We start from the raw sequence: 25633 nt of genomic DNA on the forward strand, positions 1-25633 counted from the left end.
AGCCGCTGGTCAACCGGAGCCGCCGGTCAACCGGAGCCGTTCGTCAGGCGAACCCGTTCGTCAGGCGGACGCCCGTGACGAGCGACGGCCGGATCCGTACCGCGCAGTCCATCCGCTCGTCCCACCACGGCTCCAGCAGGGCCTCGTAGCGGGCGAGCTCGCCCGGGTCGGTGACCAGCGTGCAGTAGCCGGTGACCACGACGCTCCAGCCGAGGTGGGTCCCGGGGTCGATGGCGTCGGCCTCGTAGGCGACGACCACGCCCTGGCCCGGGTCACGGTTACCGGCCGCCCGCGTTTGCTCCGGACGCGCCGCGAGCCCGGCGAGGGCAGCGCCCTCGTGGGTGCGGATGACGACGTCCCCGCCGTCCACGACGTGGTTGACCGGCCGGATGGCGGGCAGGGCGCGGCGGGTGAAGACGACCCGGCCCAGGGAGACGCTGCCCAGGAGCCGGAGGGACTCGGCGCGGCTGAGTTCGACCCGGTGACGGGGAGGTGCGGTGGCGTCGCTCACCCCACCAGTACAGGCGAGCCGATCACCGCGTGCCAGGGGCCGTTCGGCCCCTGGGCGGGGGCGGGTCAGGGCCGGCTCCCGGTCACTGGGCACGGTCCGGCAGCGGATCGTGGCGGACGCGGGCGGCCGGGAGCGCCGGGGAGGGGCCCGCCGTGAGCCGGGCCACGAGCGGGCCGACCATGGACGGCGGCCCGCTGACGTAGGCGAGGTGCCGGGCCCAGCGCCCGTGGCCCGCGACGGCCTCCGCCAGCGCGTGGTGCTCACCGGGCCCCGGCCCCTCCCCGATTACCTGGGTGACCTTCAGCCACGGGTAGCGGCGCCGCAGTTCGTCCGGCGCCTCGGTGTCGTAGAGCGCGGAGGGGTGCCGGACCCCGAGGAAGAGGTGCGCGGCGCGGTGCGTGCTCCGGCGGGCGGCCAGGTCCTGCAGCAGGGCCTTCGCCGCCGCCCACCCGGTGCCGCTCGCCACGAGCAGCAGGTCGTGCGCGAGGTCGTCGTCGAGGGTCATCGTGCCGCTCGCCGGGCCGAGCCGCAGCGTGTCGCCGGGGCGGGTGCGGGCCACGAGGGCCTCGCTGACCCCGCCGCGGCCGGTCAGCCGCACGTGGAACTCCAGCTCGCCGTCCGGCCGGGGCGCGCAGGCCAGCGAGTACTGCCGCCACGCCTGCGGCAGCAGCGGCGAGGCCACCGCCGCGAACTGCCCGGCCCGGTACGGGTACGGCTCGTGCGGCCGCACGCGCAGGACGGCCAGGTCCGGGCGGCGCAGCTCGTGCCCGGTGACCGTGGCCTGCCAGGCGGGCGGCTCGCCGAGCGCGGCCTCCGCGCCCCGGACCATCGCCGCCACCGCGAACCGCAGCATCCGCACCCACGCCTGCTCCATGGCCTCGTTCCACCGCGGGCCCGCCGTGCGGCGCAGCGCCTCGCACAGCGCGGCCTCGAACGCCCGGTAGTGCGCGGGCCGTACGCCCAGCTTGCGGTGGTCGCGGCCGAGGCGGGTGAAGACGGACGCCACCTCGTCCGGGTCGTGCAGGTTCTCGATCAGGTACCAGAAGATCCCTTCGAGGTGCCTGCGCTGGAACTCCATCGAGTCAGGGAAGAGGCGCCGCAGGTAGGGCCAGTGCGCGAACATCGCGTCGTAGAGGTGGCCGATCAAGTCGCCGAAGGGCGTGACGAGTTCGAGGTGGTCGACGATCACGCGCTGGTCGGCGGCGCCGTCGTAGGGCCGCTCGGGCGGTGGCGACCCGGCCCGCTCGCCGGCCCCTTCCGCCGCCTGCCGCGCCCCCGGGGACAGCAGCTGCCGGCGCAGACGCATCGCGTCGTGCCGGGCGAGGAGGGAGTGGTAGGAGTCGTTGACGGGGTTCACGGGTCGGCAGCTCCTCGAGCTCCTCGCGCGGGCTGGGACGCGCCAGTATCGCAACGGGCCGGCGGGCCCGCCCGGCCCCGGTCCGCAGGGCCGTTCGGCCCTATCGGGGCCGTGGGGGCGGGGTGTGAGCTGGTTGCGGGGTCTGTGCGAGCGGGTCCCGGCGGGGGCGCCCGCACCCGGTGCGCCGCGCCCCCGCCGGGCCCGGACGCGGCGCCTCCGCGCGGCCCGGACATACTGCCTCGTATGGAACGGACCGATACGGACATGGCCCCGCAAGTCACCCCGGACGAGTCTGCGGAGACGGCCCCCTTGCGGGTCTTCATCCTCGACGACCACGAGGTGGTCCGCCGCGGTGTCCGCGACCTCCTCGAAGCGGAGCCGGACATCGAGGTCGTGGGGGAGGCGGCGACGGGCCGCGAGGCCCTCTCGCGCGTGCCCGCGTCCCGCCCGGACGTCGCCGTACTCGACGTGCGCCTCGGCGAGTCGGGCGAGGACGGCGGCGACCACGGCGGCATCGAGGTCTGCCGTGAACTGCGCGCCCGGATGCCCGGGCTGGCCTGCCTGATGCTCACGTCCTTCGACGACGACGAGGCCCTCTTCGACGCCATCATGGCGGGCGCCGCGGGCTACGTCCTCAAGCAGATCAACGGCTCGGAGCTGGTGTCCGCGGTGCGGACGGTGGCCACCGGGAAGTCGACGCTCGACCCGCGCACGGCGTCCCGGGTGATGGCCCGCCTGCGCGAGCCGAGCGAGCCGGAGGTGCCGGAGACGTCGGAACTGGACCGTCTCTCGCCGCGCGAGCGGGAGATCCTCGACCTCATCGGCGAGGGCCTGACGAACCGCCAGATCGCGGACCGGCTGTTCCTCGCGGAGAAGACGGTCAAGAACCGGATCTCGTCGATCCTGGCGAAGCTGGGGGTGGGCCGGAGGGTGCAGGCGGCGGTGATCGCGGGGAAGGTGCGGAACGGCTGAGGCGGGGGCTCCCCGGCCGTGAGCCCCGGCCCCGGCGGCCGGTGTCCCTCAGTCGGTGTCCTTCGGCCGGTGTCTCTCAGATGGTGTCCCCCAGCCGGTGTCCCCCAGCCGGTGCCCCTAAGCCGGTGTCCCTCAGTCCGGCAGCGGCACGCTCCACACGATCCGCGTCCCCCCGCCCTCGGGCGTCTCCACGGCCAGGTGCCCACCGTGCAGTTCGGCGCGGCACCGCATGTTGGCCAGCCCGCCGCGCCGGGGCGCGGAGCCGACGCCCACGCCGTCGTCGGTGACGGTGAGGGTGGCCGAGGAGGCGTCCACCGTCAGGGCGACGTCCACGCGGCGGGCGCGGGCGTGGCGGGCCGCGTTGCTGAGGGCTTCCACGGCCACCGCGAGGACCTGCTCGGCGAGTTCGCCGGGAACGTCGGTGTCGGCGGGGCCCTCGATGCGCAGGGCGGGGGCGAAGCCCAGCGTCCGCGTGGCCGCCTGGACCGCCTCGGCCATGCCGCGCCGCAGGCTGGGCCCGCCGCCGCGGCCGTCGCCCGCCGTCCGCAGCCCGAAGATGGTCGACCGGATGATCTGGATCGTGGTGTCCAGGTCGTCGACGGCCCGGCCGACGCGCTCGGCGGCTTCGGGCCGGTCGATCAGCCGGGTGGCGCTCTGCAGGGTCATGCCGGTGGCGAAGAGCCGCTGGATGGCCAGGTCGTGCAGGTCGCGGGCGATCCGGTCGCGGTCGTGGAGGACGGCCAGCTCCTCGGACTCGGCGCGCCGCTGGGCGAGTTCGAGGGCGATCGCGGCCTGGTCGGCGAAGCCGGAGATCAGCTTCACCTCGGTGTCGTCGAACGGGGGCCGCCCGGGCCGCCGGTGCAGCCGCAGCGCGCCGCACGCGCCGGGGCCGGAGGGCAGGGGGACGACGACGGAGGGCCCGTCGCCGGGCGCGGTGCCGGCGGCGTCCTCGCCGTCGTGCACGACGACGGCGCCGTCCGCGTCCGCGACCTCCCGCGCCCGCTCGGCGATCAGCTTCAGCGCCTCGTCCGCGTCCGTGCCGGACAGCAGGCTGCGGGTGATCTCGCCGAGCGCCTGCAGCCAGCGCTCGCGGCGGCGGCTCTCGTGGTACATGCGGGCGTTGTCGATGGCCACGCCCGCGGCGATGGAGAGCGTGGTGAGGACGGCCTCGTCGTCGGCGTCGAAGGCGGCGCCGCCCCGCTTCTCGGTGAGGTAGAGGTTGCCGAAGACCTCCTCGCGGACGCGCACCGGCACGCCCAGGAACGTGCGCATGGGCGGATGGTGCGCGGGGAAGCCGTAGCTGCGCGGGTGCCGGTTGAGGTCGGTGAGCCGCAGCGGGGCGGGGTTGCGGATGAGCTCCCCGAGGATGCCGCGGCCGCAGGGGGTGCGCCCGATGCGCGCGGTGAGCTCCTCGGACATGCCGACGGGCAGGAACTCCGACAGCGTCCCCCCGTCGCCGACGATCCCGAGCGCGCCGTACTCGGCATCGGTGAGCGTGACCGCGGCCTCGACGATCCCGTGCAGGACCTGGGGCAGCTCCAGCCCGTGCCCGAGGCTCATGACGGCGTCGAGGAGCCCGCGCATCCGATCGGCGGACGGTAACCCGCCGACTATGTGATCACCGGTCGGATCACCGGTGGGATCAGAGGTCGGATCAGTGGTCGGATCAGCGGTCTGATCTGCGGTTTCCGTCATGACTGCTCCCCGGGCCAGATACCTGTCCAGCAGCGTACGACAGGGCCGCCCGGCCCCGGGAAAGGGGCCCGCACGGCCCTGTTGCCGCACCCCGCCACGGGCAAGACTGCCCAGAGGCCGGGGGGAGCGGCGTCCCCTCCCACGTTGCCCGGAACTCCCCCCGGCTCCGCTCGCTTCAGCCCGTCCCCCGCCCCCCGGCGGCCTCCGCCCCGCTGTCCAGGATGGGGCGGATGACCACCGGGTGGCCGGTGAGGCCCTCGGGGCCGGGGCAGTGGGTGATGCGGGCGGCGATTTCGGTGACGCGTTCCTGGGTGGCGCAGTCCAGGACCCAGTAGCCGGCGGGGAGCGGGGTCGTCTCGCCGTACGGGTCGTCGGTGATGACGGGGACGCCGTCGGGGCCGCTGCTCACCCAGAGGGTCCGCGCCGGTTCGGCGAGGCCGTTGGCGTCGATGAGTTCGCCGGACGCGGCAAGGTCCTCGCCGATCTTCCCCATGAAGGCGAACATCGCCCGCAGGTCCTCCTCGCTCCACGCGGGGCTGTGGGCGGACGCCCTGCCGTTCATCGCGTCGTAGTCGGCCTGCGAGCCCTGCACCATGACGAGGTACCTCATGACGCCACTGTCGGGGACTACCGGGCAGTACGCCCGGCCGGGTGAGCCGGGCGGGGGGACGGGTGGGGCCGCGCGGGGAGACGTGTGGGGGCGGCCGGCGCGGGCACATGTCGGGTTCCGGGGGCGGCGGACGACGCGCGAGGGAGGCTGCACGGGATGAAGGCCCTGATCTGCGGTGGTGGGATCGCGGGGCTCGCCCTCGCGCGGTGCCTCGGCGACCACGGCTGGGAGGTGGTGGTCCTGGAGAAGGCCGACGCCCTCCGCACCCAGGGCTACATGATCGACTTCTTCGGTCCCGGCTACACGGCCGCCCGCGAGATGGGCCTGCTGCCCCGGCTGCAGGAGCTCGGCTACGCGGTGGACGCCCTCCGCTACGTGGACGAGGAGGGCCGCACGCGGGCCGGCCTGAGCTACGAGCGCTTCGGCAGGGCCGCCGGCGGCCACCTGATCAGCATCATGCGGCCGGACCTCGAACGGGCGCTGTACGAGAGCCTGCCGGGCAAGGTCGACGTGCGGTTCGGGACGGGGCTCACCGCGGTCACCCACCACCCGGACGGCGCGGCCGCCACGCTCACCGACGGCACGGAGGTCGCGGCGGACGTCGTCGTCGGCGCGGACGGCGTGCACTCGGCCGTCCGCGGGCTCGCCTTCGGCGCCGACGAGCGCTACGTGCGCCGCCTCGGCTTCCACACCGCGGCGTTCGTCTTCGAGGACCCGGAGATCCACGCAGTCGGTCGGCGGAACTTCGTCCTCACCGACACCACCGACCGCCAGATGGGCTTCTACAGCCTGCGCGACGGCCGCGTGGCGGCCTTCGCCGTCCACCGCTCCGCCGACCCCGCCCTCCCGGACGACCCGCGGGAGACGCTGCGCCGCGAATACGGCGGCCTCGGCTGGGTCGTCCCGCGGGCGCTGCGCGCCTGCCCGCCCGGCGACGAGGTGTACTACGACCTCGTCGCCCAGGTGGAGGTGCCGTGCTGGAGCCAGGGGCACGTGACCCTCGTCGGCGACGCCTGCTACGCGGTGTCCCTCCTCGCCGGCCAGGGCGCCTCGCTCGGCATGGCCGGCGCCTACCTCCTCGCCGAGCAACTGGCCGGGGCCCCGTCGGTCGGGACGGCGCTGCGGCGGTACGAGGAGAGGTGGCGACCGGTGGTCGAGGAGAAGCAGCGGGCGGCCCGGCGGGGCGTGCGCTGGTTCCTCCCCGGCTCGCAGACGGAACTGCAGGCGCGCCGCCTGGCCCTGCGCGCCGCCCGCCTGCCGGGCGTGGACCGCTACGTGGCGACGGCCCTGGCGGGGAGGACGAGGGGGGTGCTGGGGCGGGCGCTGAGGTAGGGGTGACTCAACGGCCTGTCCGGCTGCGGGAGTTCGGGGGTTCCGCGCCGGGGGCGCTTCGGTCACCATGGGGGTATGGCGGACAGGGCGGGAACCACCGGGACGGGCACCATGCGGTCCGACCTCATCGACCTCTCGGGCGTAGCCCTGGACGAGTTGCGCGAGGTGGACGGCCTGCCCGAAGCCCTCGACGCCCTGCGGAGCCGGCTGGCCGACGGGTCCTCCCCGCTGTGCCAGGGCGAGATGACCGCGCCGTGCGGGAGCGCGCCGTGGGCGCGGAGCGGGTCCCGGCCCTGACAGTTGATCAGCGCTGAGCCGTACCGGCTGCCGCTGCGGACGCTGCGAGCCGTGGCCACCGGCGAGGTGGCCGGGCCGGACCTGGCGCTGCTGGCCTCGGCGCAGCGCAGCCGCCTGCTGCTGGCGCTCGCGGCCGCCCAGGACCGTGCCGGGCCGGCGGAGCCCGCCGCCCGCCCGCCCGCGGGCGCACCCGCCACCCGCCCCGCGGTGGCCTGGGCGCAGCTGGCGGCCGTGCAGCGCGCGTGTCCGGAGGCCGTGGAAGCCGTCCTGCGCGATCCCGCCGTGGCCGCCTGGGCGTTCCGGCTCCTGCGGCGGCCGGCGCACGGCGCGTCGGCGACCCCGGGGGACGTCCCGCCCTGGGCGGGCCCGGCCCTCGTCGGTTCGCTCGCCGCGGCCGCGGCGGTCAGGGCCCGCGCCCGCTGCTCCCTGCGCGTCCCGGCGCGCCGGGGCCGCCTCTGGCTGCCCTCGCTCGGCCTCACCGGGGCGGTGGCCCGGGGGGAGTGGCCGGTGGTGGGCGTGGAGTGCGGCCCGGGCGGCACGGTGGTCTACGGGGACGGCGGTTCGGTCCGCCTGCCGGACGACCCGGCGCAGCCGGCCGAGGGCTGGTCGCCGCTGCCCCGCATCGGCGCCGGAGGGCCCGGAGGAGTCGGGGGACCCGGAGAAGCCGGGCGGCCTGGAGCACCCGGAGAAGCCGGACGGCCAGGGGACCCCGAAGAAGCCGGAAGCGCCGGAAGAGACGGAAGCGAGGGAGACGGCGGTCTCGTCCTCGACCACCTCTCCCCGTACCGCGACTTCCGCTCGCCGAGCGACCCCGCGGACCTCCCGCCCCCCGTGCTCCGCGCCTGGGACGTCCGGGTCGGCGAGGCCCTGGAGCAGTTGCGCCACGGCCACCCGGCCGCGTACCGCATGGTCTCCGGCACCGTCCGCTCGCTGGTCCCGGTCGACACCCCCAGCCCCCTGCGCCCCATCAGCGTGTCCGTGCCGGACGCGTACGGGGTGGTGATGATGTCGCTGCCGGAGGACGTCTCGGAGGTGGCGGCCACGCTGATCCACGAGGCCCGTCACCAGCTCCTCACCGCCGTGGGCGACCTGGCCCCCCTGTTCGTGCCGGTGCGCGAGGGCCCCGAGCGCCTGTACTTCGCCCCGTGGCGCGAGGACCCCCGCCCCCTCCGCGGCCTCCTCTACGGGGCCCACGCCTTCGCCGGCGTCGCCGAGTTCTGGCGCGAGCGCCGTCATCCGGAGGGAGAGCGGGCGGAGTTCGAGTTCGCCTTCCACCGCTGGCAGGTCCGCACGGCCCTGGCCGCCCTGCGCGGTGCGACGGGCCTGACGGAGGCGGCGGGCGGGGTGGTGGCGGGTCTGGCGGAGGCGTCAGGGGAGTGGTGGACGGACAAGGTCGTCGGCGCGCCCGCCCGCCTCGCCGAGCTGTGCTGCCGTGACCTGTGGGCCACCTGGCGCGCCGCCCACCTGACCGTCGACGACCGCGCCGCCGAGGCGCTCGCCCGGCGCTGGCTGGCGGGCCGCCCGCCGCCCGCCGGCCTCCCGGGAGCCACGGCGGCCCCCGCGCCCCGCCCCGCGGTGCGGGGCGGAGCCCGTACCTGGCTGTCCCGGCTGTGGCTCAGCGGCGGGAGGGCCTTCGACCGGGTGAGGGAGGGCCTCCTGGCCGGGGCGGACTCCCCGTGGCGGACGGCCGGGGCCACGCCGGCCGACGCCGCCCTGGTGGCCGGCGACACCGGCGAGGCACTGGCGCGCTTCCGCAGGACGGAGCAGGGCCGTGCGGCCTCCCCCGCCGGGTGCCCGTCCGCCTGGATCGGCCTCGGTCTGGCGGGGGAGGGGCCCCCGGGCGCGCTCGTCGAGCGCCCGGAGCTGGTGCTGGCGCTCCACGCGGCCCTGGCGCGCGGCGGGGCGACGGCCCTGCCGGGCCCCGAGGAACTGGCGCAGTGGCTCGCTTCGGGCACCACCGGGGAGACGGAAGGCCCTGCGCCGGCCGCGACGCCACCGCCCCTGCCACCGACACCACCGCCCCTGCCACCGACACCGACACCGGCACCATCGCCACCATCACCACAGCCGTCGCCACGGCCGCCGGAGCAGCCCGCGTCAGAGGCTCAGCATGTCGATGTCGCAGTTGGCGCGCAGCGACCGGGTCGCGTCCAACGTGGCCTGGTGCTCGGGCCCCAGCACCTCCCGGAATGACTCCAGGGCCAGCTCGTACATCTCCCGCGCCTTGCGGGTCCGGCCGAGGCCCTTGATGTCGTAGGAGAGGTTCAGCCGGATGGCCAGGGTCTCCGGGTGGCACATGCCGCGGGCGGCGATGCTCCGGGCGAGCAGCTCGACGCCCATGTCGTGGGCCTGCTGGATCTCGCCGAGCGCGGCGAGGTCGCTGGCGAGGTTCGTCCGGGCGAGCAGCGTGCGCAGGTGGTCCGGGCCGAGGGCGCTCCGCAGCCCGTCCACCGCCTTCTCGCCGAGGCAGCGCGCCTCCTCGATCCGGCCGAGCAGGCGCAGCGTCACGGACAGGTTCGTGGCGGTGGCGTACGTGTGAGGGTGGCTGTCGCCGAGGAGGCGGCGGCACAGGGCCATGGCCTCCCGCCCGAGCTCGGCCGCGGCCGTCAGGTCGCCGCTCTGGCGCAGGTCGGTGGCGTGGTTCAGCTGCGCCCACGCCATGTCGAGGGTGTCCTCCTTGTTCTTCGCCCGGAAGACCTCGGGGGCCCGCGAGGACAGCGCCAGCGCGCCGTGGAGGTCCCCGAGCTTGCGACGGGTCACCGAGAGTTCGCGGCCCACCCACGTCGCGAGGGCGTGGTCCTCCCCGAGCATGGCGACGACCTTGGCCCGGAGCTCCTCCTGCTTCTCCAGGGCCTCCCGGTAGCGGCCGAGCTCCTGGAGGTTGATGCAGATGCAGTGCAGGCTGGTGAGCGTCTGCTGGTGGTCGTCGCCGAGCACTTCGACCCTGCGCTGGTAGGTGTCCTCGTCGAGCCGGTGGACCTCCTCCATGTCGGCGGCGAGGCGGAGGCTGACGCCGTAGTTGGACGCGGCCTGCAGGGTGCCCGGATCGTCGGGGCCGAATTCGCGCAGCATGGTCTCGTAGGCCTGCTGGTCCATTTCGCGCGCGCGGTAGAAGTCGCCGCGGGCGCGGAAGAGGAGCGCCAGGAAGCTCAGGGCGCGCAGGGTGGCCTCGTGGCGCTCGCCGAGCACCCGGTGGCAGCGTTCGACGAGCTCCGACTGGAGCGCGTACGCCTCGCCGTAGCGGCTGCGCCAGCGCAGGCTCTCGGCCCGGACCTGGTCCATCTTGATGACCTGCTCGTGGTCGTCCCCGAGCAGCCGCCGCCACGTGTCGGCGGCCTCGTCGGCCATGTCCAGGGCGTCCTTGTAGTCGCTGCGGGCGACGAGGAACCGGGCCTCGTTGAGGACGAGTTCGCGCGCCCACGGGTCCTCGCACTCCAGCATCCTCGAGGACCGCACGTGGGGCAGGAGCGCCGAGTAGCGGGGCCACTCGCGGGACCGGCGCGGGCTGCGGGGGTCGGAGTGGGCGAGGATCTGGTGGGCGCAGTGGCGCATCTCGGCGCGCTCCGCGCTGTTCATCTGCTCGATGAGGACCCGCTGCACCAGGCGGTGGACCTGGATGGTCGACTTCCGGTGGTCGATCCGGGCGAGGGCATAGCGGCCGATCTCCCGTACGGCGCGGCCGAGTTTGATGGGGTCGTCCAGGGTGGCGCGCAGCGCGGGCGGTGCGGCCACGCCGCGCACGGCGGAGAAGAAGTACCAGTCGATCGGCTCGGGCGCGAAGAACGCACAGACCTGCAGCAGCTGGAGGGCGGCGGGGTGGTCGTCGCGGAGGCGGTCCAGCGACAGGTTCCAGGCGGCCGCGACGGGAAGCTGGTAGTCGGCCGGCGGGGCGACCCTCAGCAGCTCCTCGTACTTCGACTCGAAGAGGTCCAGGTACTGGTCCACGGGCATGCCGGTCTCGGCGAGCCACACGGCGGCCTGCTCGACGGCGAGCGGCAGGTCCCCGAGGGAGTCGGCCACCTGGTCGGCGGCGGCGTCGGAGATCTGGGGGCTGCGGCGTTTGATCAGGGCGACGCTCTCCTCGCGGACGAACACGTCCACCTCCAGGGAGCTCGCCAGGTTCGACCATTGCGGGTTGCGGGACGTGACCATGACCTTTCCGGGCCCGTCGTTCGGGAAGAACTTCCTCACCTGGTGCGGATCCTCCGCGTTGTCGAAGATCAGGAGCCAGTTCGCGTACGGCTCGCCGACGCGCAGGGCCTCCAGGACGACGGGCACCGCACTGCGGCGCGCGCCCGCCTGCAGACCCATGCGTTCCCCCAGCTCGATCAGGGATTGCACGATCTGGTTGGTCTGTTCGGAGGGGATCCACCAGATGAGCTGGTACTCCCTGCTGTTCCGGTAGACGTACTCCACGGCGATCTGGGACTTCCCGACCCCGCCCATGCCGTGCAGGGCCTCGGGGAGGACGGCGGTGACGCCCGTCGACAGACGCTGGTGCAGCCGTTCCAGGAGCTCTTCGCGGCCCGTGAAGTTCCTGTTCCGCTGGGGGACGTTGCCCCAGAGCCGCTGCGGCACGGTGATCTCCGGTCGCTCGGACGGAAGGACGGGTTGGTCATCGGCGGACATGGATCCTCCCTGGACCCGCGACGATGGGAGTTCCGGCCCGGCGGCGGCGGACGACGCCGTGGACGGATGAGGCGATGGCCGGTCGTCCGGCGAAGTCCCGGTCCCCAGCAGGGACCTCAGCCGGACCGCACGGGAATGGTAGGGCCCCGAGAGGGCGAGCAGCGCGCTCTGCAGCGGCTCCACGAAGGGACGCGTCCGGTCGTTCACCGGCGGGTCGGGCGCGTCGGCCCGCCAGGCCACCAGGGCGCCCCCGCCCGGAACGGACGAGGCCAGGCGCGGACCGAGCCGCTCGGCGACCAGACGCAGCACGCCCATCGTCTCGGCCCGGGTGCCGAGCGCCAGCAGCTCCTCCCGGACACCCGCCGCGAAGTCGAAGGAGACCCGCTCGGCATCCTCGGCATCGGCGTGGGCACCGGTGCGGACCAGCAGCCCGAAGAGCACGATCTCGGCGAGGTTCCAGTCCTCCGCGCCGGGCAGCGCCCGCTGGATCAGCCGCATCACGGGCAGGTTGAGCGGTGCGGCGGCGAGGCGGCGCGCCAGGGCGAACGCCTCGGGGGACGCCTTCCGCAGGAAGTGCCGGACGGCCTCGTAGGGACGCCCCGGCCGGGACGCCGTCAGATCGAGGACCAGGTCGTGGTGGGCGCGGGCCCCCAGGTCGCCGCCGGCCTGCGCGAGCAGCACGGCCACGTCGTGCCGCCCGCCCGGCGAGGCGACGAGGTGCGCCCAGGCGCGCAGCGAGGCGGGGGTGAGCTCCAGGAGGGGCACCGGGGCGGTCGCCGGGGGCACGGCGCCGGGCGTCGGCGCGTCGTCGAGGCCCGCCGACGGGTCGCTGATGTCGCGCACCCGGTAGAAGCGGTTGGCCACCGCCGGCCCGCGCGTGGTCAGCCGCGCCCCGACGGCGCTGGGCAGCGTGAACTCCCACAGCTCCTGGGGCGCCAGGCTGAGCACGGCCGTGGGGGAGGCCTGCGCGAGGGACCACAGGCGGGCGGCCGCGTCGCCGTTGCGCCAGGCCGGTGCGGCCCCGTCGGTGAGGACGAGGACGATCCGCCCCGGGCCGGTCAGCCCCGCGGCGGACGCGGCCCCGCGCCGGCGGGCGGCGGTGGACCCGCCGACCGTGTCGAGCGGGGACATGCTCAGAGGGGACATCCTCACGGAGCCGAACGCGCCCGTCTGCTCCACCAGCTTCCGCAGCCGGCGCACCGTGTCCTGCCAGACGGCCATGGTCGGGCCGCGGTCCACGAGCAGGGACAGGGCGAGGCGCTGCGTACCGGCGGCGTGGCCGCCCGGCCAGAGCACCATCCCCGCCGCCGCGTGACCCGCGAGGGCGCGGGAGTCCAGCCGCCGGCCGCCCGGGCCGGGGTGGTGGGTGCGCAACTGCCTGAGGGCACGGCTCAGGGCGATGCTGTCGGGGAGCGGCGGGGCGGCGGGCCAGGCGTCGGCGGCGTCCGGGTGGGGGTGGGGGCCGGCTTCGGGCCCGGGGGCGGAAGGGGAGCCGGGGGCGGAGGAGGGGCTGGGGATGGAAGAGGGGCTGGGGATGGGCAGTGGGACTTGTCCGGACAGCTGGTCGCGTGCAAGCGGTTGGCCGTGTACGAGCGGCTGGTCGCGTACGGGCGGCTGGTCGCGTACGGGCACCGCGGCGTCCTGACATGCGGCCAGGTACACCGCGTCCCTCAGCTCCAGCCAGGAGCGCGGTGACGACGGGCCGCGCACGCGCCCGGCCATCAGGCCCCCATTCCGGGCCCGCTCCCGTCGAGCCGGTGCCACAGGGCCTCGGCCAGGCCCAGCAGGTCCTCGGTGCGGTCGGTGGTGCGCTGCGAGGCGGCCAGGTAGAGGGAGTTGAGGAGCTGGTCGATGGACAGTCCGCCCCGCTCCCGGCTGCGGTCGAGGAACCGCTGGATCAGCGCGCTGCCCCACTGCCCGGCGGCCGCCCCGCCGAAGTGCGCCTCCAGCACGTCCATCAGGTCCTTCGCGCTGGGCTCGGGCACATGCAGCACCAGGCAGCGGCGCAGGAAGGCGGGAGGGAACTCGCGCTCGCCGTTCGTCGTCATGACGACGACGGGGAAGGCGCGGCAGGTGACCCGGCCCGCGGCGACGGCGGCCTCGCCGTCGGGGTCGTCGGTCCACACCGTGACGACCGGGTGCCGGCGCCGGATCCGCAGCAGCTCCGGGATGGCGAACGAGCCTTCCTCGAAGACGTCGAGCAGGTCGGTGGTGAAGTCGAGGTCGCTCTTGTCCAGCTCGTCGACCAGCAGGACGCGCGGTGCGGCGTAAGGGAGGAGGGCCGTGCCCAGCGGGCCGAGCTGAATGTAGTCGCCGAGGTCCTGCTGGGATTGCTGGAGTTGCTGGGGCTGATGGGGTTCCTGGGGCTGCCAGGTCGCCGGGGGCGGCTGCGAGGGCCGCGGGGCTTGGACCGCCGGCTGCGGGGGGCGGGTCCCGGGCGTGGTGCCGGGTGCGGCGCCGAGCGCGGCGCCCGGGCCTCCGCCGGCCGCCGCGTGCACCGCCGCCGTGTCCTGGACGCGGGCGACCGCGTCGTACTCGTACAGCCCCTGCTGGAGGGTGGTGCGGCTGGTGATGTGCCAGCGCAGGACGCGGCCCAGGCGCAGCTCGCGGCTGATGCGGTAGGCGAGGCTGGACTTGCCGGTGCCCGGCCGTCCGCTGACCAGCAGCGGGCGGCGCAGCAGCAGGGCGGCGTTGACCATCTCCGCCTCGCGGCGCGAGAAGGCGGACAGCGTGCGCAGCGGGGGGTGCGCGCCGAGCCGGCGCACGGCCTCCTCGTCGTCCGTGGTCGGGGGCGGCTGCACCGGGCTCCCGGTGAACTGCCGCCAGGGCGGGGGAGGGGGCAGCAGCTCGGCGAGGGAGGTGTCGTGCAGCCGCTCACCGGTGCCGCGGTAGATCCACCAGCGGGCGCGGGCGAACTCGTCGGGAGGGGTGGACGCCTCGGGGCGGGTGAAATCGCCGGGCCGGGTGGAATCGCCGGGACGGGACGGGCCGCCGCGGGCGGGGTCGCCGGGCCGGGCCGAGCCGCCGGGCCGGGGCGCGGGCGTGTCGTCGTCAGGGTGCGTCACCGTCCCCCTTCACCCCCTCACCGTCCACGGGAGGGCCCGTGGGAGCGTCGGCGGTCATGACCGGCATCCGGCGGGGATCGTCCCACAGCAGAGCAACGTGGCGGCCTACGCGGCCGGCAACGGTGTCCTCCCCCTTCTCCTCAGGATCGCAATCGCCGGACTCGATGCGCAATGCCTTGACCAGACCGGGCAGGCCGCGCAGGTCGCGGCCGTCGAGCAGCGTGCGCAGCGCCGCGCGGAAGGACGGGTCGCCGCCGCCCCGCCGGTCCCACAGCACCACGGGCACCCCCACCCGCAGCGCCTCCGCGAGCTCGTCCGGACGACCGCGCGCGCCGTCCGCGCCCTGAGCGCCTGCCGGCGGGCTGCTCAGCACCACCACGGCGGGCGGAGGGTCGGAGTACAGATGCCGCCTGCCGTCCTCCGCAAACCAGTGCACCCGCCCGGCCGTACCGTCCACGAAGGCCTCCCACCGTTGTCCCCAACGCCCGTGCAGATCGCGCCGGGTGAACCGGTCGAGGCTGCGGACGACGACCTGGTGGTCCTCGCCCAGCACGCCCGCCGCCCCCTGAAACGACGCCTTCCGCCACCGTTCCACCTGCAGGTGCAGCAGGCTGCGCGGCAGCATGAACTCGACCGCCAGATCGGACCGCAGGTACGCCCAGTCGCTCTCGGCCTGGCGGATCAGCCGCCGCACCTCCTGCTCGGCCTGCCAGCGTTCGATCCGGCAGTCCTTGCCGCGGAGCTGGTCGTCCGGGAACGCCCGCCGCCAGTGCGACAGCAGCACGTCACACCCGGGCTCGGGGGCGAGCAGCGGACGGATACGGACGATCAGATAGTCCGGGGGGTCCCAGACGCCGGGGAGAGGGGGAGGGAGAGAGGAAGGGAGAGGGAGAGGCGGGAGAACGGGGAGGACCGGGGGAAGAGGGGGGACGGGGCCGGGACGCGGGTCGGGGCCGTAGTCCTGATCGTGGTTGTGGCTGCGATCGTGGCTGTGGCTGTTGTGATCAGGGGGGTGCGGGTCGTGGTCGTGGGCCCAGGCGACGATTCTCAGCTGGGCCTGGCCCTCCGCCCCGAGGGCCAGCAGCTGCTGCAGGACCTGGAAGCAGGGCAGGGCCTCCCCCGGGCGGGCGTTGAGCGTCGCCGCGTGCAGGAAGACCGTCCACGGCTCGGTGCAGTGACCGGGCGCCGTGGGCAGGCGCAGGGCGTGCAGGAAGTCCGAGTACCGGCGGTGCAGATCGGGGATGCACACGCCGTCCAGCAGCCGGAAGAGCTCGGCCCACTCCTCGTCGCTCAGCAGCTCCACCTCCCACAGCGCGGTGGCCACGCGCAGCTTGCGGATGGCGACCGAGTTGCCCTCGCGCACCTCCAGGCTCTTCACCAGGGGGGCGAGCCCCGTCGGCCCGTCGCACAGGTCCTGCATCAGCTGGACGACGAGGCTGCGCCGGTTCGTCCCGGCCGTGCCGTCCGGCGCGGAGCGGGCCGTGCGGCCGAACCGGAGGACGAGGTCGTGCAGCGTCGCGTCGTCGGTGACGCAGCCGACCTCCATCACCGCGTCGACCAGATACCTCGGCGGCTCAGGGCGGGCGCCGTTCCCCGGGCCCTCGTACGGGTCATGCACGGTCCCCCGTTCCCTCCTCGCCGGTGCCGGTTCCGTCGGGTGAGGCGGCGCAGCAGATGCGGCCGAGGACGTCGGTGGCGTGGCGCGCCGAGACCGAGTCCCCGCACACGGTCCGTACGGCCGCGCGGAGCGCCGGGCAGCCGCCCTCCCGGTCCATGCAGGCCTGGACGACCGCCGCCAGCTGCTGGCGGGGGAAGGGGTGCTCGCGGATGCCGCGGCGCAACGGCGGCGGGAGCTCCGCACGGAGCGAGCGGCCGGAGTCGTAACCGATCTCCGGGACGTCGAGGAGGGCGTCCGCGAGCTCGTAGCGCTGCTCCGGCGGCGGGGGAGTGCACCGGCGGGGGGCGGTGCCGGGCCGGTCGCTGACGGCGCCGGCGAGCGGCGGCCAGAGGCGGACGGCGGCCTCCACCGGCAGCATCCAGGCGGCCTTGACCGTACGGTCGGTGTGGGCCGCCGTGACGAGGCCGATGACCCGGCCCCGGTCCGGATCCCACACCGCCGCGCCGCTGAATCCGCGCTCCACGACGGCGCCCGTCGTACGGAGCGCGTCGAGCTGCAGCCAGTCCGGGCACGGACCGCCGCCGCCCGTCAGCACGGCGGTCGCGATCAGCCCGGCCGGTGCGCCGCGCGGATAGCCGATGACGGACACCCGTCGGCCGTCCGGGGTGCCGCAGGGTGCGAGGGGGAGCGGGCCGCAGTCCCGGGGGAGGCGGGGGTGCCCGGGGGCGAGCGCGAGGACGGCGAGGTCGGCGCTGCCGGAGAGGGACGTGCCGGGAGGGGACTGGCCGAGGGGCGGCGGTGGCGCCCAGCCGCCGGGCACGGGGCGGGCCTTGGCCGACCAGTTGCGGCCGTGGAAGTCGACGTTGAGTTCGCCCGGTTCGCCTGGAGGAGGGGTGCCGGACGCGCTGAGGACGACATGGGCGCAGGTCAGGACGTGCAGCGCGGCTCCGTCCGGGGTGCGCGGCGCCACCAGGATGCCGGCTCCCCGTAAGTGGCCCTCGGGCGAGAGTGCCCGTACCTGCCCTCGATTCGGCCCCACAGCGATCGTCTCCCCCGGCGTCGTCCCGGTGTCGCCCCGGCGTCTGCGCGGTGCTCTTGCGACGTCACGCGCGTCAGTGGCTTGCCCGCGGGTGAAGTTCCTGGCCGAGCCCTGCTCAAGTAACTGGTCGAGCAATGCTCAAGCAACTGCTCAAGTCTAGGAGCGGTGGCCGGAATTCAGCAGGGTGACCCCCTCCGGTCGCCATCCATGAATCTACCGGCAGGGGTGGTGAGTCGGCGGAGCATCGTCGGGGAACGCGGTGCCGTCTTTGTGTTCTTACGGTGCGGGCGGCGTCAGCGGCGTCAGCGGCGTCAGTGGCGTCAGCGGCTTCACCCGCGTCAGGGGCGTCGGGAGCGTTGGGGCATCGGGCGCGTCAGCGGTGTCAGACAAGGGCCGCGGCGGTCAGCGCGAGGGCGGAGCCGGCGAAGACCACGGTGTGGCGGACGTTCTGCAGGACCCGGGTCCAGGCGGGGAAGGCGCCCTCGGCGGCCTTGAGGAAGGCGGGGACGTCGACCCGCAGCAGCTCGGGGTCGCCCTTGCGCCGGAACGCGGCCCGGACGGACTTCACGGCGCCGAGCTGGCTCTGCAGGATGGCGATGTTCGCGAGGAGCGCGATGGAGGAGAAGACCCAGGTGAGGGTGGTGCCCCAGGAGCTCCCGGCCAGGTTGAGCACGGCGGCGGCGACCATGGCCGCGGCGAAGCCGCCGGGCGCCCACCACTCGTGACCGCTCGCGTCGAAGCGCAGCTTGTTCTCCTCCAGGACGGCCGGGCGGACGCCCTGCCGCTGCAGCTCGGCGACGGCGGCGTTCCTGGCGGCGGCGCCGAAGCGGTGACGCAGGAGCGGAATGCTCGCGAAGGCAGCGGCGACGAGGATCTGGGCGACGGCGGCGAGCGTGTTCATGAGGGCGGTTCCTTCTTCTCGGAGCGGGCGGGGTGGGCTCCCGCCCCCCCGACTTGAACTAAGTGCAAGTTCTTGATGTCGAGGACTCTAGCCCCGAACTTGAACACTGTGCAAGTGCTCACCTGAACTTTGTGCAAGTCGGCTCCCGGGACCTATCGTGAGCGCATGCCACGCGAGACACTGACCCGGGAACAGATCGTCACGACCGCCGTCGAGCTGCTCGACGCGGACGGGCTGGAAGGGCTCAACATGCGCAGCCTCGGCCAGCGCCTGGGCTCGGCCGCCACCGCCGTCTACTGGCACGTCAAGAACAAGGACAACCTCGTCACGCTCGCCGGCGACCAGGTCTGGGGCGAGATCCGGCTGCCGGACCTCGACGCGGTCGACTGGCGCGCCGCGGCCACCGCCATGGCCGGCGACCTGTACGCGATGTTCGTCCGCCACCCCTGGCTCGTACAGGCCTTCGCGACCCACCTCTTCCACGGCGCCGGCAAGGCGCGCCACGACGACCACAACCTCGCCGTGTACGAGAAGGCGGGGTTCGTGGGCCCGCAGGCCGACCTGGCCGCCGCCGCCGTTTTCACCTACGTTCTCGGCAACGCCTCCGGTGCGGCCGCCGCGGCGGCGCTGACCCGGCGGATCGAGCGCGACGGCGGCGATGCGGAGGAGGTGTTCGCCGCCACGATGAAGGAGGCCGCCGAGACCGCTTCCCGGTTCCCGCGTCTGCGCACCCGCATCGAGTCCGCCGAGTACGCCGAAGCTCCGGACGACACCTTCGACTTCGGCCTCCGGTCCCTCCTGGACGGCCTGGAGGCCCGGCTGCGCGGCGCGGGGGACTGAAGGGTTCGAAGGGTTCGAAGGGTTCGCCGGCCACGGCGTGACGGTCCCTGACCGTCGCCGACGTACGGATCCGAACGGGCAACGGCGTGACGGCGCAACAACAAGGGCCCCGACCGGCATCCGGTCGGGGCCCTCATCCGCCCTGCCGCCCTGCCGCCCTGCCGGGCGGTCGGCGGCGCGGCCTGCGCGCCGGGCGTTCAGTGCTCAGCCCGTCAGCCGAGCCGGCTCGGCCGCCTTGTCGGCCGGCTCGGCCTGTCCCCCGCAGAACACGTCCTGGACGAGCCTCTGCGTCGCCTTCTGGAACGGCTCGGCCAGGGACATCGCGGCGTCGTCCACGTAGTTCAGCGTGGCGGTCAGGGTCTTGCTGCCGTCGGGGGTGCTGTACATCAGCGCCGCGTGGCCCGCGATGCCGCCGTTGTGGGTGATGACGGTGCCGCCGCAGTCCGTGTCCTGTACGAACAGCCCGAGGCCGTAGCCCGACTTGGGATGCGGGGTGCACATCTCGGCCAGCAGCGGGGCCGGCAGGAGCCTGCCGCCCAGGAGCGCGGAGATGAACGTGTGGAGGTCCTGGGTGGTCGAGATCATGTCGCCGCCGCTGGAGATCCAGGAGGGGTTCTGGCGGGTGACGTCGACGGTCTTCTCCCTGCCGGCGTCCTCGTAACGGTAGTAGGCGTGGGCGTGCGGTTCCGGGATCTCCTCCCGGGTGTCCGGCGTCAGGGTGCCCGACAGCCCGAGCGGCCCCAGGATCAGCCGCTGCATCTCCTCGGCGAGCGAGCCGCCGGTGGCCTTCTCGATCAGCAGCCTGGCCAGCACGTAGTTGGTGTTGGAATAGCTCCAGTCCGTCCCCGGCTCGAACCGCGCCGGCTTGGACAGCGCCAGCCGTACGAGCTCCTCCGGCCGGTACGTCTTGAACCGGTTGTCCACCCACTCCCGGCCCTGCCAGGGGATCCCGGGCGCGACCGTCCCGTCGTCGTAGTACTCGCCGGTGAAGTTGAACACCCCGCTGGTGTGCTGCAGCAGCATCCGTACCGTGATCCGCCGGTCCAGCCCGAATTCCGGCAGGTGGCCGGCCACCGAATCATCCAGCCGGATCCTGCCTTCGGCCACCAGCTGCAGCACCAGGGTCGCGGTGAAGGTCTTGGTGTTGCTGCCGATCCGGATCCGCCCGTCGACCGGCGGCGCGGCGCTCTCACCCAGCCTTCCCACTCCGGCGCTGCCGACCCACTGGCCCTGCTCGTCGTGCACGCGCACGTGCACCCCGGTGAAACCGGAATCGACGATCTCCTCGATGGCCTTCTGCAGCTCCGGGCGGGCCGCCCCGGCGGCGTCGCGGGCTTCGGTGATCTTGCGGGTCGTGTTCGTCATGGTGCGGCTCCTCGGGGGCTGCGGCTCAAGGACTGCGGGTCAGAGGGCGATGAGGGCAGAGGGTGCGGGATCGGCGGCCGCGGGATCGGCGGCCGCGGGGTCAGAGGCTGCGGGCGGTGATGTTGCCGTAGGCGGTGGTGGCGTGGATGTCGAGCCGGGCGTCGGCGTTGCCGGTGTTCTCGAGGGCGTTGTGGATGCGGCCGTAGGTGGTGCCAGCGTCCAGGGAGGCCGAGGTTCCGCGGGCGGCGCCGACGGAGATGTCGCCGTACTCGGTGCGCAGCGTGACCTCGCCGTGCAGGGCCTCGGTGATGCTCAGGTCACCCTTCTGCGTGTTGATCTGCGCGGGGCCGCCCAAGCGGCCGACCGTGATGTCGCCGGCCTGGAGGGTGAGGCGGGCGCTCGCGGTCTCGTCGAGCTTGACCGAGGCCTGCGCGGCCTCGAAGACGACGTCGCCGAGCCGTCCGACGCCGCGGAGTTCGGCGAGGGCCGCCTTCGCCTCGACGTGGGAGCCGGCGGGCAGCTGGACGGTCACCTCGACGGAGCCGGAGTTGCCGAGGACCCGGTTCTTCGCCGGCGCGGCCTCGATCCGCAGGACGCCGTCGGCGTAGGCGACCGTGATCTGCTCCGCCGCCTTCACGTCGCGGCTCTTGGAGGCGTCCGCGGGCAGGACCTCGACGGTGGTGTCGGCCCGGTCGGCGGCGATGAACCGGATGAGACCCGCGGGGATGTCGAGGGCGGCGGAGACCGGGGCGGCGGTGGCGAACTTCTGCATGATGTTTTTCCTTTGCTTCGTTTGCTTCGTTTGCTTCGTCGTTGTTTCCGACGAGAGAAAAGCTACGTTGCCTTTACGGGCCAAGCAACGCCATCGTTGCGCAGAATCTGCATCTGTGCAGGTCAAGGCCCTGCAATCATTGCAACGATCTTGACGAGTAATGCAACGGTGGGCATGAATCATTGCAATGAAGTGAAGGTGAACGCTATGCTGGCGGCACCGAAGGGTTACGCACGGAGGAGGCCGCGATGCCGGGAGGCAGACTCACCCAGCAGGAACGTCAGCAGATCGCGCTGGGACTGGCCGACGGCCTCGCCTACGCGGAGATCGCCAGACGCCTCGACCGCCCGACCTCGACGGTCACGCGTGAGGTGATGCGCAACGGCGGCCCCACCGCCTACCGCGCCGAGCTGGCCCACCGCGCCACCGAACGCCGTGCCCAGCGGCGCAAGCGGCCGGCACCCCGAGGCGCGGAGGCGCCCCCGCAGCCCCACGGGCGCGATGCCGAGGCCGTGCGCGAGTACGAGGAGACGTTCACCACCGTCCTCATGGGCTCGGGCATGCCCGCGATGTGTTCCCGGGTGATGGCCTGCCTCACCCTCACCGACACCGGCAGCCTCACCGCGTCCGAACTCGTCCAGCGCCTCCAGGTCAGCCCGGCGTCCATCTCCAAGGCGATCGCGTTCCTCGAGGGCCAGGCCTTCGTCCGCAGGGAACGCGACGAACGCCGCCGCGAGCGCTACGTCGTCGACGACGACGTCTGGTACCAGTCGATGGTGGCCGCCGCCCGGTCCATCGCCCAGGTCGTCGAGATCGCACGGCAGGGCGTCGGCGTCCTCGGCTCCGACACTCCGGCCGCCAACCGCCTCGAGGGCATCGCCCGCTTCCTCGACTTCGTCTCCGAGAGCACCTCCCGCGCCGCGGAGCAGGCCCGCGCAATCCTCCACACGAAACCCGGAACGCCCCCGGCCACCGCCCCTGCCGAGCCGCGCGCGGACCGCGGATAGCCGACGCCGCCCCGGCGACCACCGGAGCGCCGAGGCGAAGCCGCCCCTGACGGAACGATGAAGGCCCCGGCCGGGGAAACCGGCCGGGGCCTTCATCCGTCCCGGCCCCGCGGAATCCGGCTGAGGCGGAAACTGAGACGCACGGAGAAACGGAGAAACGGAGAAACGCCAGAGGGCCGGACCGCTGATGCGGTCCGGCCCTCTGAACAGGCGGAGGATACGAGATTCGAACTCGTGAGGGGTTGCCCCCAACACGCTTTCCAAGCGTGCGCCCTAGGCCTCTAGGCGAATCCTCCGCGGCAAACAATACAAGACTCCGAGGGGTGCTCGCGAACGCCTTCTCCCGGGGTGGGGGAGCGGGCACGGGCACTGCCCGGGATCCGCTAGGCTGGGGGACAAGCCCCTCACGTGGCGCTATCTCACCGAACTCCCCCAGGGCCGGAAGGCAGCAAGGGTAAGTGGGCTCTGGCGGGTGCGTGGGGGGCCCTTGTGTTTCCCGGGGGTGCGCCGCGGTCCGTGCGGGGCGTCGCGGCGGGGTCCGCGGGGGTCTGCAGATGTGATCGAGACCACTTGTCAGTGCGGCCCGATATCGTCGTACGTGTGTCGTCCCTCGCGCTCTACCGCCGTTACCGCCCCGAGTCCTTCGCCGAGGTCATCGGGCAGGAGCATGTCACCACCCCGTTGCAGCAGGCGCTGCGGAACAACAGGGTCAATCACGCGTATCTGTTCAGCGGACCACGCGGCTGCGGCAAGACGACGAGCGCGCGCATCCTCGCCCGCTGTCTGAACTGCGAGCAGGGGCCGACGCCCACCCCGTGCGGGGAGTGCCAGTCGTGCCAGGACCTCGCGCGCAACGGGCGCGGTTCGATCGACGTGATCGAGATCGACGCCGCCTCCCACGGTGGTGTGGACGACGCCCGTGAGCTGCGGGAGAAGGCCTTCTTCGGGCCCGCCTCCAGCCGCTACAAGATCTACATCATCGACGAGGCCCACATGGTCACCTCGGCGGGCTTCAACGCCCTGCTGAAGGTGGTCGAGGAGCCGCCGGAGCACCTGAAGTTCATCTTCGCGACCACGGAGCCCGAGAAGGTCATCGGCACCATCCGGTCGCGTACGCACCACTACCCGTTCCGGCTCGTCCCGCCCGGCACGCTGCGTGACTACCTGGGCGAGGTCTGCGAGCAGGAGAAGATCCCCGTCGAGGACGGCGTGCTGCCGCTCGTCGTCCGCGCCGGTGCCGGTTCCGTGCGTGACTCCATGTCCGTGATGGACCAGCTCCTCGCCGGCGCCGCCGAGGACGGTGTGACATACGCCATGGCGACGTCCCTCCTGGGCTACACGGACGGCTCGCTGCTCGACGCCGTCGTCGACGCCTTCGCGGCGAACGACGGCGCCGCGGCCTTCGAGGTCGTGGACCGCGTCATCGAGGGCGGCAACGACCCCCGCCGCTTCGTGGCCGACCTCCTCGAGCGCCTGCGCGACCTCGTGATCCTCGCCGCCGTGCCCGACGCGGTCGAGAAGGGCCTCCTGGACGCCCCGGCCGACCTCGTCGAGCGCATGCAGGCCCAGGCCGGCGTCTTCGGCCCGGGCGAGCTCAGCCGCGCCGCCGACCTGGTCAACGAGGGCCTGACCGAGATGCGCGGGGCGACCTCGCCGCGCCTGCAGCTGGAGCTGATCTGTGCTCGCGTGCTGCTGCCCGCCGCGTACGACGACGAGCGGTCCGTACGGGCCCGGCTCGACAAGCTGGAGCGTGGCGCGGCCGCGCTCGTGACGGCTCCCATGGCGCCCGCCGCGGGCTACGTGCCGGGTCCCGGCGCGCACGCCCCTGACCAGGCGTACGGGCAGCCCGCGCCCGTCCCCGGGCTGTCGGGTCCGGCCGCCGCCCGCGCGGCGGTCTCCGGGGCTCCTGCACCCGCTGCCGCCCCCGCCCCGGCGGTCACTGCCGCCCCGGTTCCCCAGCCTGCCCCGGCGGCCCCTCCGGCCCCGGCGCACCAGGCATCCTCGGCGCACCAAGCACCCTCGGCGCACCAGGCACCCCCGGCCCCGCAGGCGCCTCAGGCCCCCGCCCCGGAAGCCCCCGCCGCACGCCCCGCCGGTGCGTGGCCGACCGCCGCCGCGCCCGGCCAGGGCGCACCTGCCCAGGGCGCGCCCGCGAGCCAGGCCCCCGCCGGCTCCCGCCCCGGCGCCTGGCCGACCGCCGCGGCCCCGGGCAGCGGCCCGGCCGCCCCGGTCCCCGCCGCTCCCGCACCCGCCGCACCCGCAGCCCCCGCCCCGGCCGCCTTCGGCGGGGCCGGGTCCGGCTCCGGGGCCGGGGCCGTCGGCGACCCCACCCAGGTCCGCCAGATGTGGCCCGCCATCCTGGACGCGGTCAAGAACCGCCGCCGCTTCACCTGGATCGTCCTGAGCCAGAACGCCGAGGTCGTCGGCTTCGACGGCACCACCGTCCAGGTCGGCTTCGCCAACGCCGGCGCGCGCGACAGCTTCGCCAACAGCGGCAGTGAGGACGTCCTGCGCCAGGCGATCGGCGACGTCTACCAGGGCCAGGTCCAGTGGAAGATCGAGCTGGTCGTCGGCGGGGGAGGCGGCGGCGGTGCGGGCGGCACCGGCCCCGGCGCGCCCGCAGGCGGCTACGGCGGCGGCAGCGGTGGCTTCGGTGGAGGAAGCGGTTTCGGCGGCGGCAGTGGCAGCGGCTACGCCCCCTCAGCGGCGGCCCCCGCCGCCCGGCCCGCCGCGGCTCTCGCCCCGGCCGCCCCGCAGCAGCCGCAGTCCCACCAGCCCCAGGCGCCCGCCTCGCCCACGCCCCCGCCGCCCCCGGCCGCCCAGGCGTACCGCGAGCCCGAGCCCCCGCCCGTCGCCCCCGAGGACGACATGCCCGCCGAGGACGATCCCGACCTCGACGAGACGGCTCTGACCGGCCACGACCTGATCGTCCGCGAGCTGGGCGCGACGGTCATCGAAGAGATCGCGAACGAGTAGAGCGGCAGCGCCGGCAGCACAAATCGAGCGGTAGAGCAGGCAGAGCGAGCGGTGCGGGAATTCCCGGGTGCGCCACATGCGCCCCCGGGCGCCCCCCGTTCTTCTTCGCCCGGCATGGGGCGCCGGAGGCGGCGACCACGTAGGCTCGGGCTACCGAGACAAACGTCGTCGAGAGCCAGGAGCGAACCCGTGATTCCCGGTGGTGGCCAGCCCAACATGCAGCAGCTCCTCCAGCAGGCGCAGAAGATGCAGCAGGATCTCGCCGCGGCGCAGGAAGAGCTCGCCCGTACGCCCGTGGAGGGCTCTTCGGGCGGCGGCCTGGTCAAGGCCACGGTCACCGGTGCCGGCGAGCTCCAGTCCCTGGTGATCGACCCCAAGGCCGTCGACCCCGAGGACACCGAGACCCTCGCCGACCTCGTCGTCGCCGCCGTCCGTGACGCCAACGCCGCCGCGCAGCAGCTGCAGCAGCAGAAGCTCGGCCCGCTCGCCCAGGGCCTGGGCGGCGGCAGCGGCATCCCGGGCCTGCCGTTCTGACGGCGGCCCTGGCGGCCCCGGCGGCTCCGCCGCATCCGACGGCGGCCCGCCGCACCCGCCGCAGCCGAACAAGACCGAGCTGACGAAGACCGAACTGAAGAAGCCCGAGAAGG

At 74.3% G+C, this 25633-nt stretch carries 19 protein-coding genes, 1 tRNA gene and 1 other RNA gene; 9 read left to right on the forward strand and 12 right to left on the reverse strand.

The window, feature by feature from the left end:
* Positions 1–43 precede the first annotated feature (43 nt).
* Positions 44–511 (reverse strand): pyridoxamine 5'-phosphate oxidase family protein, encoded by a 468-nt coding sequence (locus NQU55_RS14280; protein WP_256790631.1) that lies wholly within the window; start codon positions 509–511, stop codon positions 44–46.
* Between the two features lie 82 nt (positions 512–593).
* Positions 594–1868, reverse strand: coding sequence for a globin domain-containing protein (locus tag NQU55_RS14285; RefSeq protein ID WP_168096000.1), 1275 nt, complete (start codon positions 1866–1868; stop codon positions 594–596).
* 264 nt (positions 1869–2132) lie between these two features.
* Between NQU55_RS14285 and NQU55_RS14290 the strand changes: the two genes are divergently transcribed.
* Complete coding sequence (locus NQU55_RS14290) at positions 2133–2840, forward strand: response regulator (RefSeq protein ID WP_168096001.1); 708 nt, start codon at positions 2133–2135, stop codon at positions 2838–2840.
* 132 nt (positions 2841–2972) lie between these two features.
* On the opposite strand, the gene NQU55_RS14295 is transcribed toward NQU55_RS14290, so the two are convergent.
* On the reverse strand, positions 2973–4424 hold the full coding sequence (locus NQU55_RS14295) for a sensor histidine kinase (protein WP_168095999.1): 1452 nt from the start codon (positions 4422–4424) through the stop codon (positions 2973–2975).
* A gap of 286 nt (positions 4425–4710) precedes the next feature.
* On the reverse strand, positions 4711–5145 hold the full coding sequence (locus tag NQU55_RS14300; protein ID WP_256790632.1) for a YciI family protein: 435 nt from the start codon (positions 5143–5145) through the stop codon (positions 4711–4713).
* 156 nt (positions 5146–5301) lie between these two features.
* On the opposite strand from NQU55_RS14300, the gene NQU55_RS14305 reads away from it, so the two are divergent.
* From NQU55_RS14305 to NQU55_RS14315, 3 genes are all read left to right on the forward strand, one after another.
* Positions 5302–6477: an FAD-dependent monooxygenase gene (locus NQU55_RS14305; RefSeq protein ID WP_168096735.1), complete on the forward strand. Its 1176-nt coding sequence runs from the start codon at positions 5302–5304 to the stop codon at positions 6475–6477.
* A 75-nt stretch (positions 6478–6552) separates the two neighbouring features.
* A complete protein-coding gene (locus tag NQU55_RS14310; RefSeq protein ID WP_168096736.1) occupies positions 6553–6774 on the forward strand; it encodes a hypothetical protein in 222 nt (73 codons plus the stop codon).
* A gap of 51 nt (positions 6775–6825) precedes the next feature.
* On the forward strand, positions 6826–8967 hold the full coding sequence (locus NQU55_RS14315; protein ID WP_256790633.1) for an aKG-HExxH-type peptide beta-hydroxylase: 2142 nt from the start codon (positions 6826–6828) through the stop codon (positions 8965–8967).
* Here the strand turns inward: NQU55_RS14315 and fxsT are convergent.
* The 5 genes from fxsT to NQU55_RS14340 form a co-directional block, all read right to left on the reverse strand.
* Complete coding sequence (gene fxsT, locus NQU55_RS14320; RefSeq protein ID WP_168094430.1) at positions 8872–13125, reverse strand: FxSxx-COOH system tetratricopeptide repeat protein; 4254 nt, start codon at positions 13123–13125, stop codon at positions 8872–8874. The two genes, NQU55_RS14315 and fxsT, sit on opposite strands and share 96 nt — an antisense overlap.
* The gene (locus tag NQU55_RS14325) at positions 13125–14297 is read right to left on the reverse strand and encodes a MoxR family ATPase (RefSeq protein WP_168094431.1); all 1173 of its coding nucleotides are present in this window, start codon (positions 14295–14297) and stop codon (positions 13125–13127) included. Before NQU55_RS14325 ends, fxsT begins: the two co-directional genes overlap by 1 nt.
* 157 nt (positions 14298–14454) lie before the next feature.
* Positions 14455–16086 carry a VMAP-C domain-containing protein gene (locus NQU55_RS14330; RefSeq protein ID WP_168094429.1) on the reverse strand — a complete coding sequence of 544 codons (1632 nt, stop codon included), beginning with the start codon at positions 16084–16086 and terminating at the stop codon, positions 14455–14457.
* Positions 16079–17125: a trypsin-like peptidase domain-containing protein gene (locus NQU55_RS14335; RefSeq protein ID WP_168094428.1), complete on the reverse strand. Its 1047-nt coding sequence runs from the start codon at positions 17123–17125 to the stop codon at positions 16079–16081. The genes NQU55_RS14330 and NQU55_RS14335 overlap by 8 nt, the downstream gene beginning before the upstream one ends.
* A gap of 382 nt (positions 17126–17507) precedes the next feature.
* Positions 17508–18026: a hypothetical protein gene (locus tag NQU55_RS14340; protein WP_168094427.1), complete on the reverse strand. Its 519-nt coding sequence runs from the start codon at positions 18024–18026 to the stop codon at positions 17508–17510.
* Positions 18027–18191: 165 nt separating this feature from the next.
* Here NQU55_RS14340 and NQU55_RS14345 point away from each other — a divergent pair, with 165 nt between their 5' ends.
* The gene (locus tag NQU55_RS14345; protein WP_256790635.1) at positions 18192–18866 is read left to right on the forward strand and encodes a TetR/AcrR family transcriptional regulator C-terminal domain-containing protein; all 675 of its coding nucleotides are present in this window, start codon (positions 18192–18194) and stop codon (positions 18864–18866) included.
* A gap of 204 nt (positions 18867–19070) precedes the next feature.
* Here the strand turns inward: NQU55_RS14345 and NQU55_RS14350 are convergent, their stop codons facing one another.
* Entirely contained in the window at positions 19071–20231 is a 1161-nt protein-coding gene (locus NQU55_RS14350) for a serine hydrolase domain-containing protein (RefSeq protein WP_256790636.1), read from the reverse strand.
* 100 nt (positions 20232–20331) lie between these two features.
* Positions 20332–21003, reverse strand: coding sequence for a DUF4097 family beta strand repeat-containing protein (locus tag NQU55_RS14355; RefSeq protein WP_168095687.1), 672 nt, complete (start codon positions 21001–21003; stop codon positions 20332–20334).
* 248 nt (positions 21004–21251) lie between these two features.
* On the opposite strand from NQU55_RS14355, the gene NQU55_RS14360 reads away from it, so the two are divergent.
* Complete coding sequence (locus NQU55_RS14360; RefSeq protein ID WP_168095686.1) at positions 21252–22010, forward strand: helix-turn-helix domain-containing protein; 759 nt, start codon at positions 21252–21254, stop codon at positions 22008–22010.
* 211 nt (positions 22011–22221) lie between these two features.
* On the opposite strand, the gene NQU55_RS14365 is transcribed toward NQU55_RS14360, so the two are convergent.
* Positions 22222–22306: transfer RNA gene (locus tag NQU55_RS14365), tRNA-Ser, on the reverse strand.
* Positions 22307–22406: 100 nt separating this feature from the next.
* Between NQU55_RS14365 and ffs the strand changes: the two genes are divergently transcribed.
* The 3 genes from ffs to NQU55_RS14380 all read left to right on the forward strand — a co-directional run bounded on the left by ffs (position 22407) and on the right by NQU55_RS14380 (position 25520).
* An RNA gene (ffs, locus tag NQU55_RS14370) (signal recognition particle sRNA small type) lies at positions 22407–22501 on the forward strand.
* Between the two features lie 109 nt (positions 22502–22610).
* A complete protein-coding gene (locus NQU55_RS14375) occupies positions 22611–24986 on the forward strand; it encodes a DNA polymerase III subunit gamma and tau (protein WP_256790637.1) in 2376 nt (791 codons plus the stop codon).
* Between the two features lie 189 nt (positions 24987–25175).
* The gene (locus tag NQU55_RS14380; protein ID WP_168095115.1) at positions 25176–25520 is read left to right on the forward strand and encodes a YbaB/EbfC family nucleoid-associated protein; all 345 of its coding nucleotides are present in this window, start codon (positions 25176–25178) and stop codon (positions 25518–25520) included.
* Positions 25521–25633 lie beyond the last annotated feature (113 nt).

Origin of the sequence: Streptomyces telluris (assembly GCF_024519335.1) — a bacterium.
GTDB classification, from domain to species: domain Bacteria; phylum Actinomycetota; class Actinomycetes; order Streptomycetales; family Streptomycetaceae; genus Streptomyces; species Streptomyces telluris.

What these genes read in the sequence shown, in the direction of transcription:
- NQU55_RS14290 (WP_168096001.1), top strand. Translation starts at nt 2,133, where the DNA reads ATGGCCCCGCAAGTCACCCCGGACGAGTCTGCGGAGACGGCCCCCTTG.
- NQU55_RS14295 (WP_168095999.1), bottom strand. Translation starts at nt 4,424, where the DNA reads ATGCGCGGGCTCCTCGACGCCGTCATGAGCCTCGGGCACGGGCTGGAG.
- NQU55_RS14300 (WP_256790632.1), bottom strand. Translation starts at nt 5,145, where the DNA reads ATGAGGTACCTCGTCATGGTGCAGGGCTCGCAGGCCGACTACGACGCG.
- NQU55_RS14305 (WP_168096735.1), top strand. Translation starts at nt 5,302, where the DNA reads ATGAAGGCCCTGATCTGCGGTGGTGGGATCGCGGGGCTCGCCCTCGCG.
- NQU55_RS14310 (WP_168096736.1), top strand. Translation starts at nt 6,553, where the DNA reads ATGGCGGACAGGGCGGGAACCACCGGGACGGGCACCATGCGGTCCGAC.
- fxsT (WP_168094430.1), bottom strand. Translation starts at nt 13,125, where the DNA reads ATGGCCGGGCGCGTGCGCGGCCCGTCGTCACCGCGCTCCTGGCTGGAG.
- NQU55_RS14340 (WP_168094427.1), bottom strand. Translation starts at nt 18,026, where the DNA reads ATGAACACGCTCGCCGCCGTCGCCCAGATCCTCGTCGCCGCTGCCTTC.
- NQU55_RS14345 (WP_256790635.1), top strand. Translation starts at nt 18,192, where the DNA reads ATGCCACGCGAGACACTGACCCGGGAACAGATCGTCACGACCGCCGTC.
- NQU55_RS14350 (WP_256790636.1), bottom strand. Translation starts at nt 20,231, where the DNA reads ATGACGAACACGACCCGCAAGATCACCGAAGCCCGCGACGCCGCCGGG.
- NQU55_RS14355 (WP_168095687.1), bottom strand. Translation starts at nt 21,003, where the DNA reads ATGCAGAAGTTCGCCACCGCCGCCCCGGTCTCCGCCGCCCTCGACATC.
- NQU55_RS14360 (WP_168095686.1), top strand. Translation starts at nt 21,252, where the DNA reads ATGCCGGGAGGCAGACTCACCCAGCAGGAACGTCAGCAGATCGCGCTG.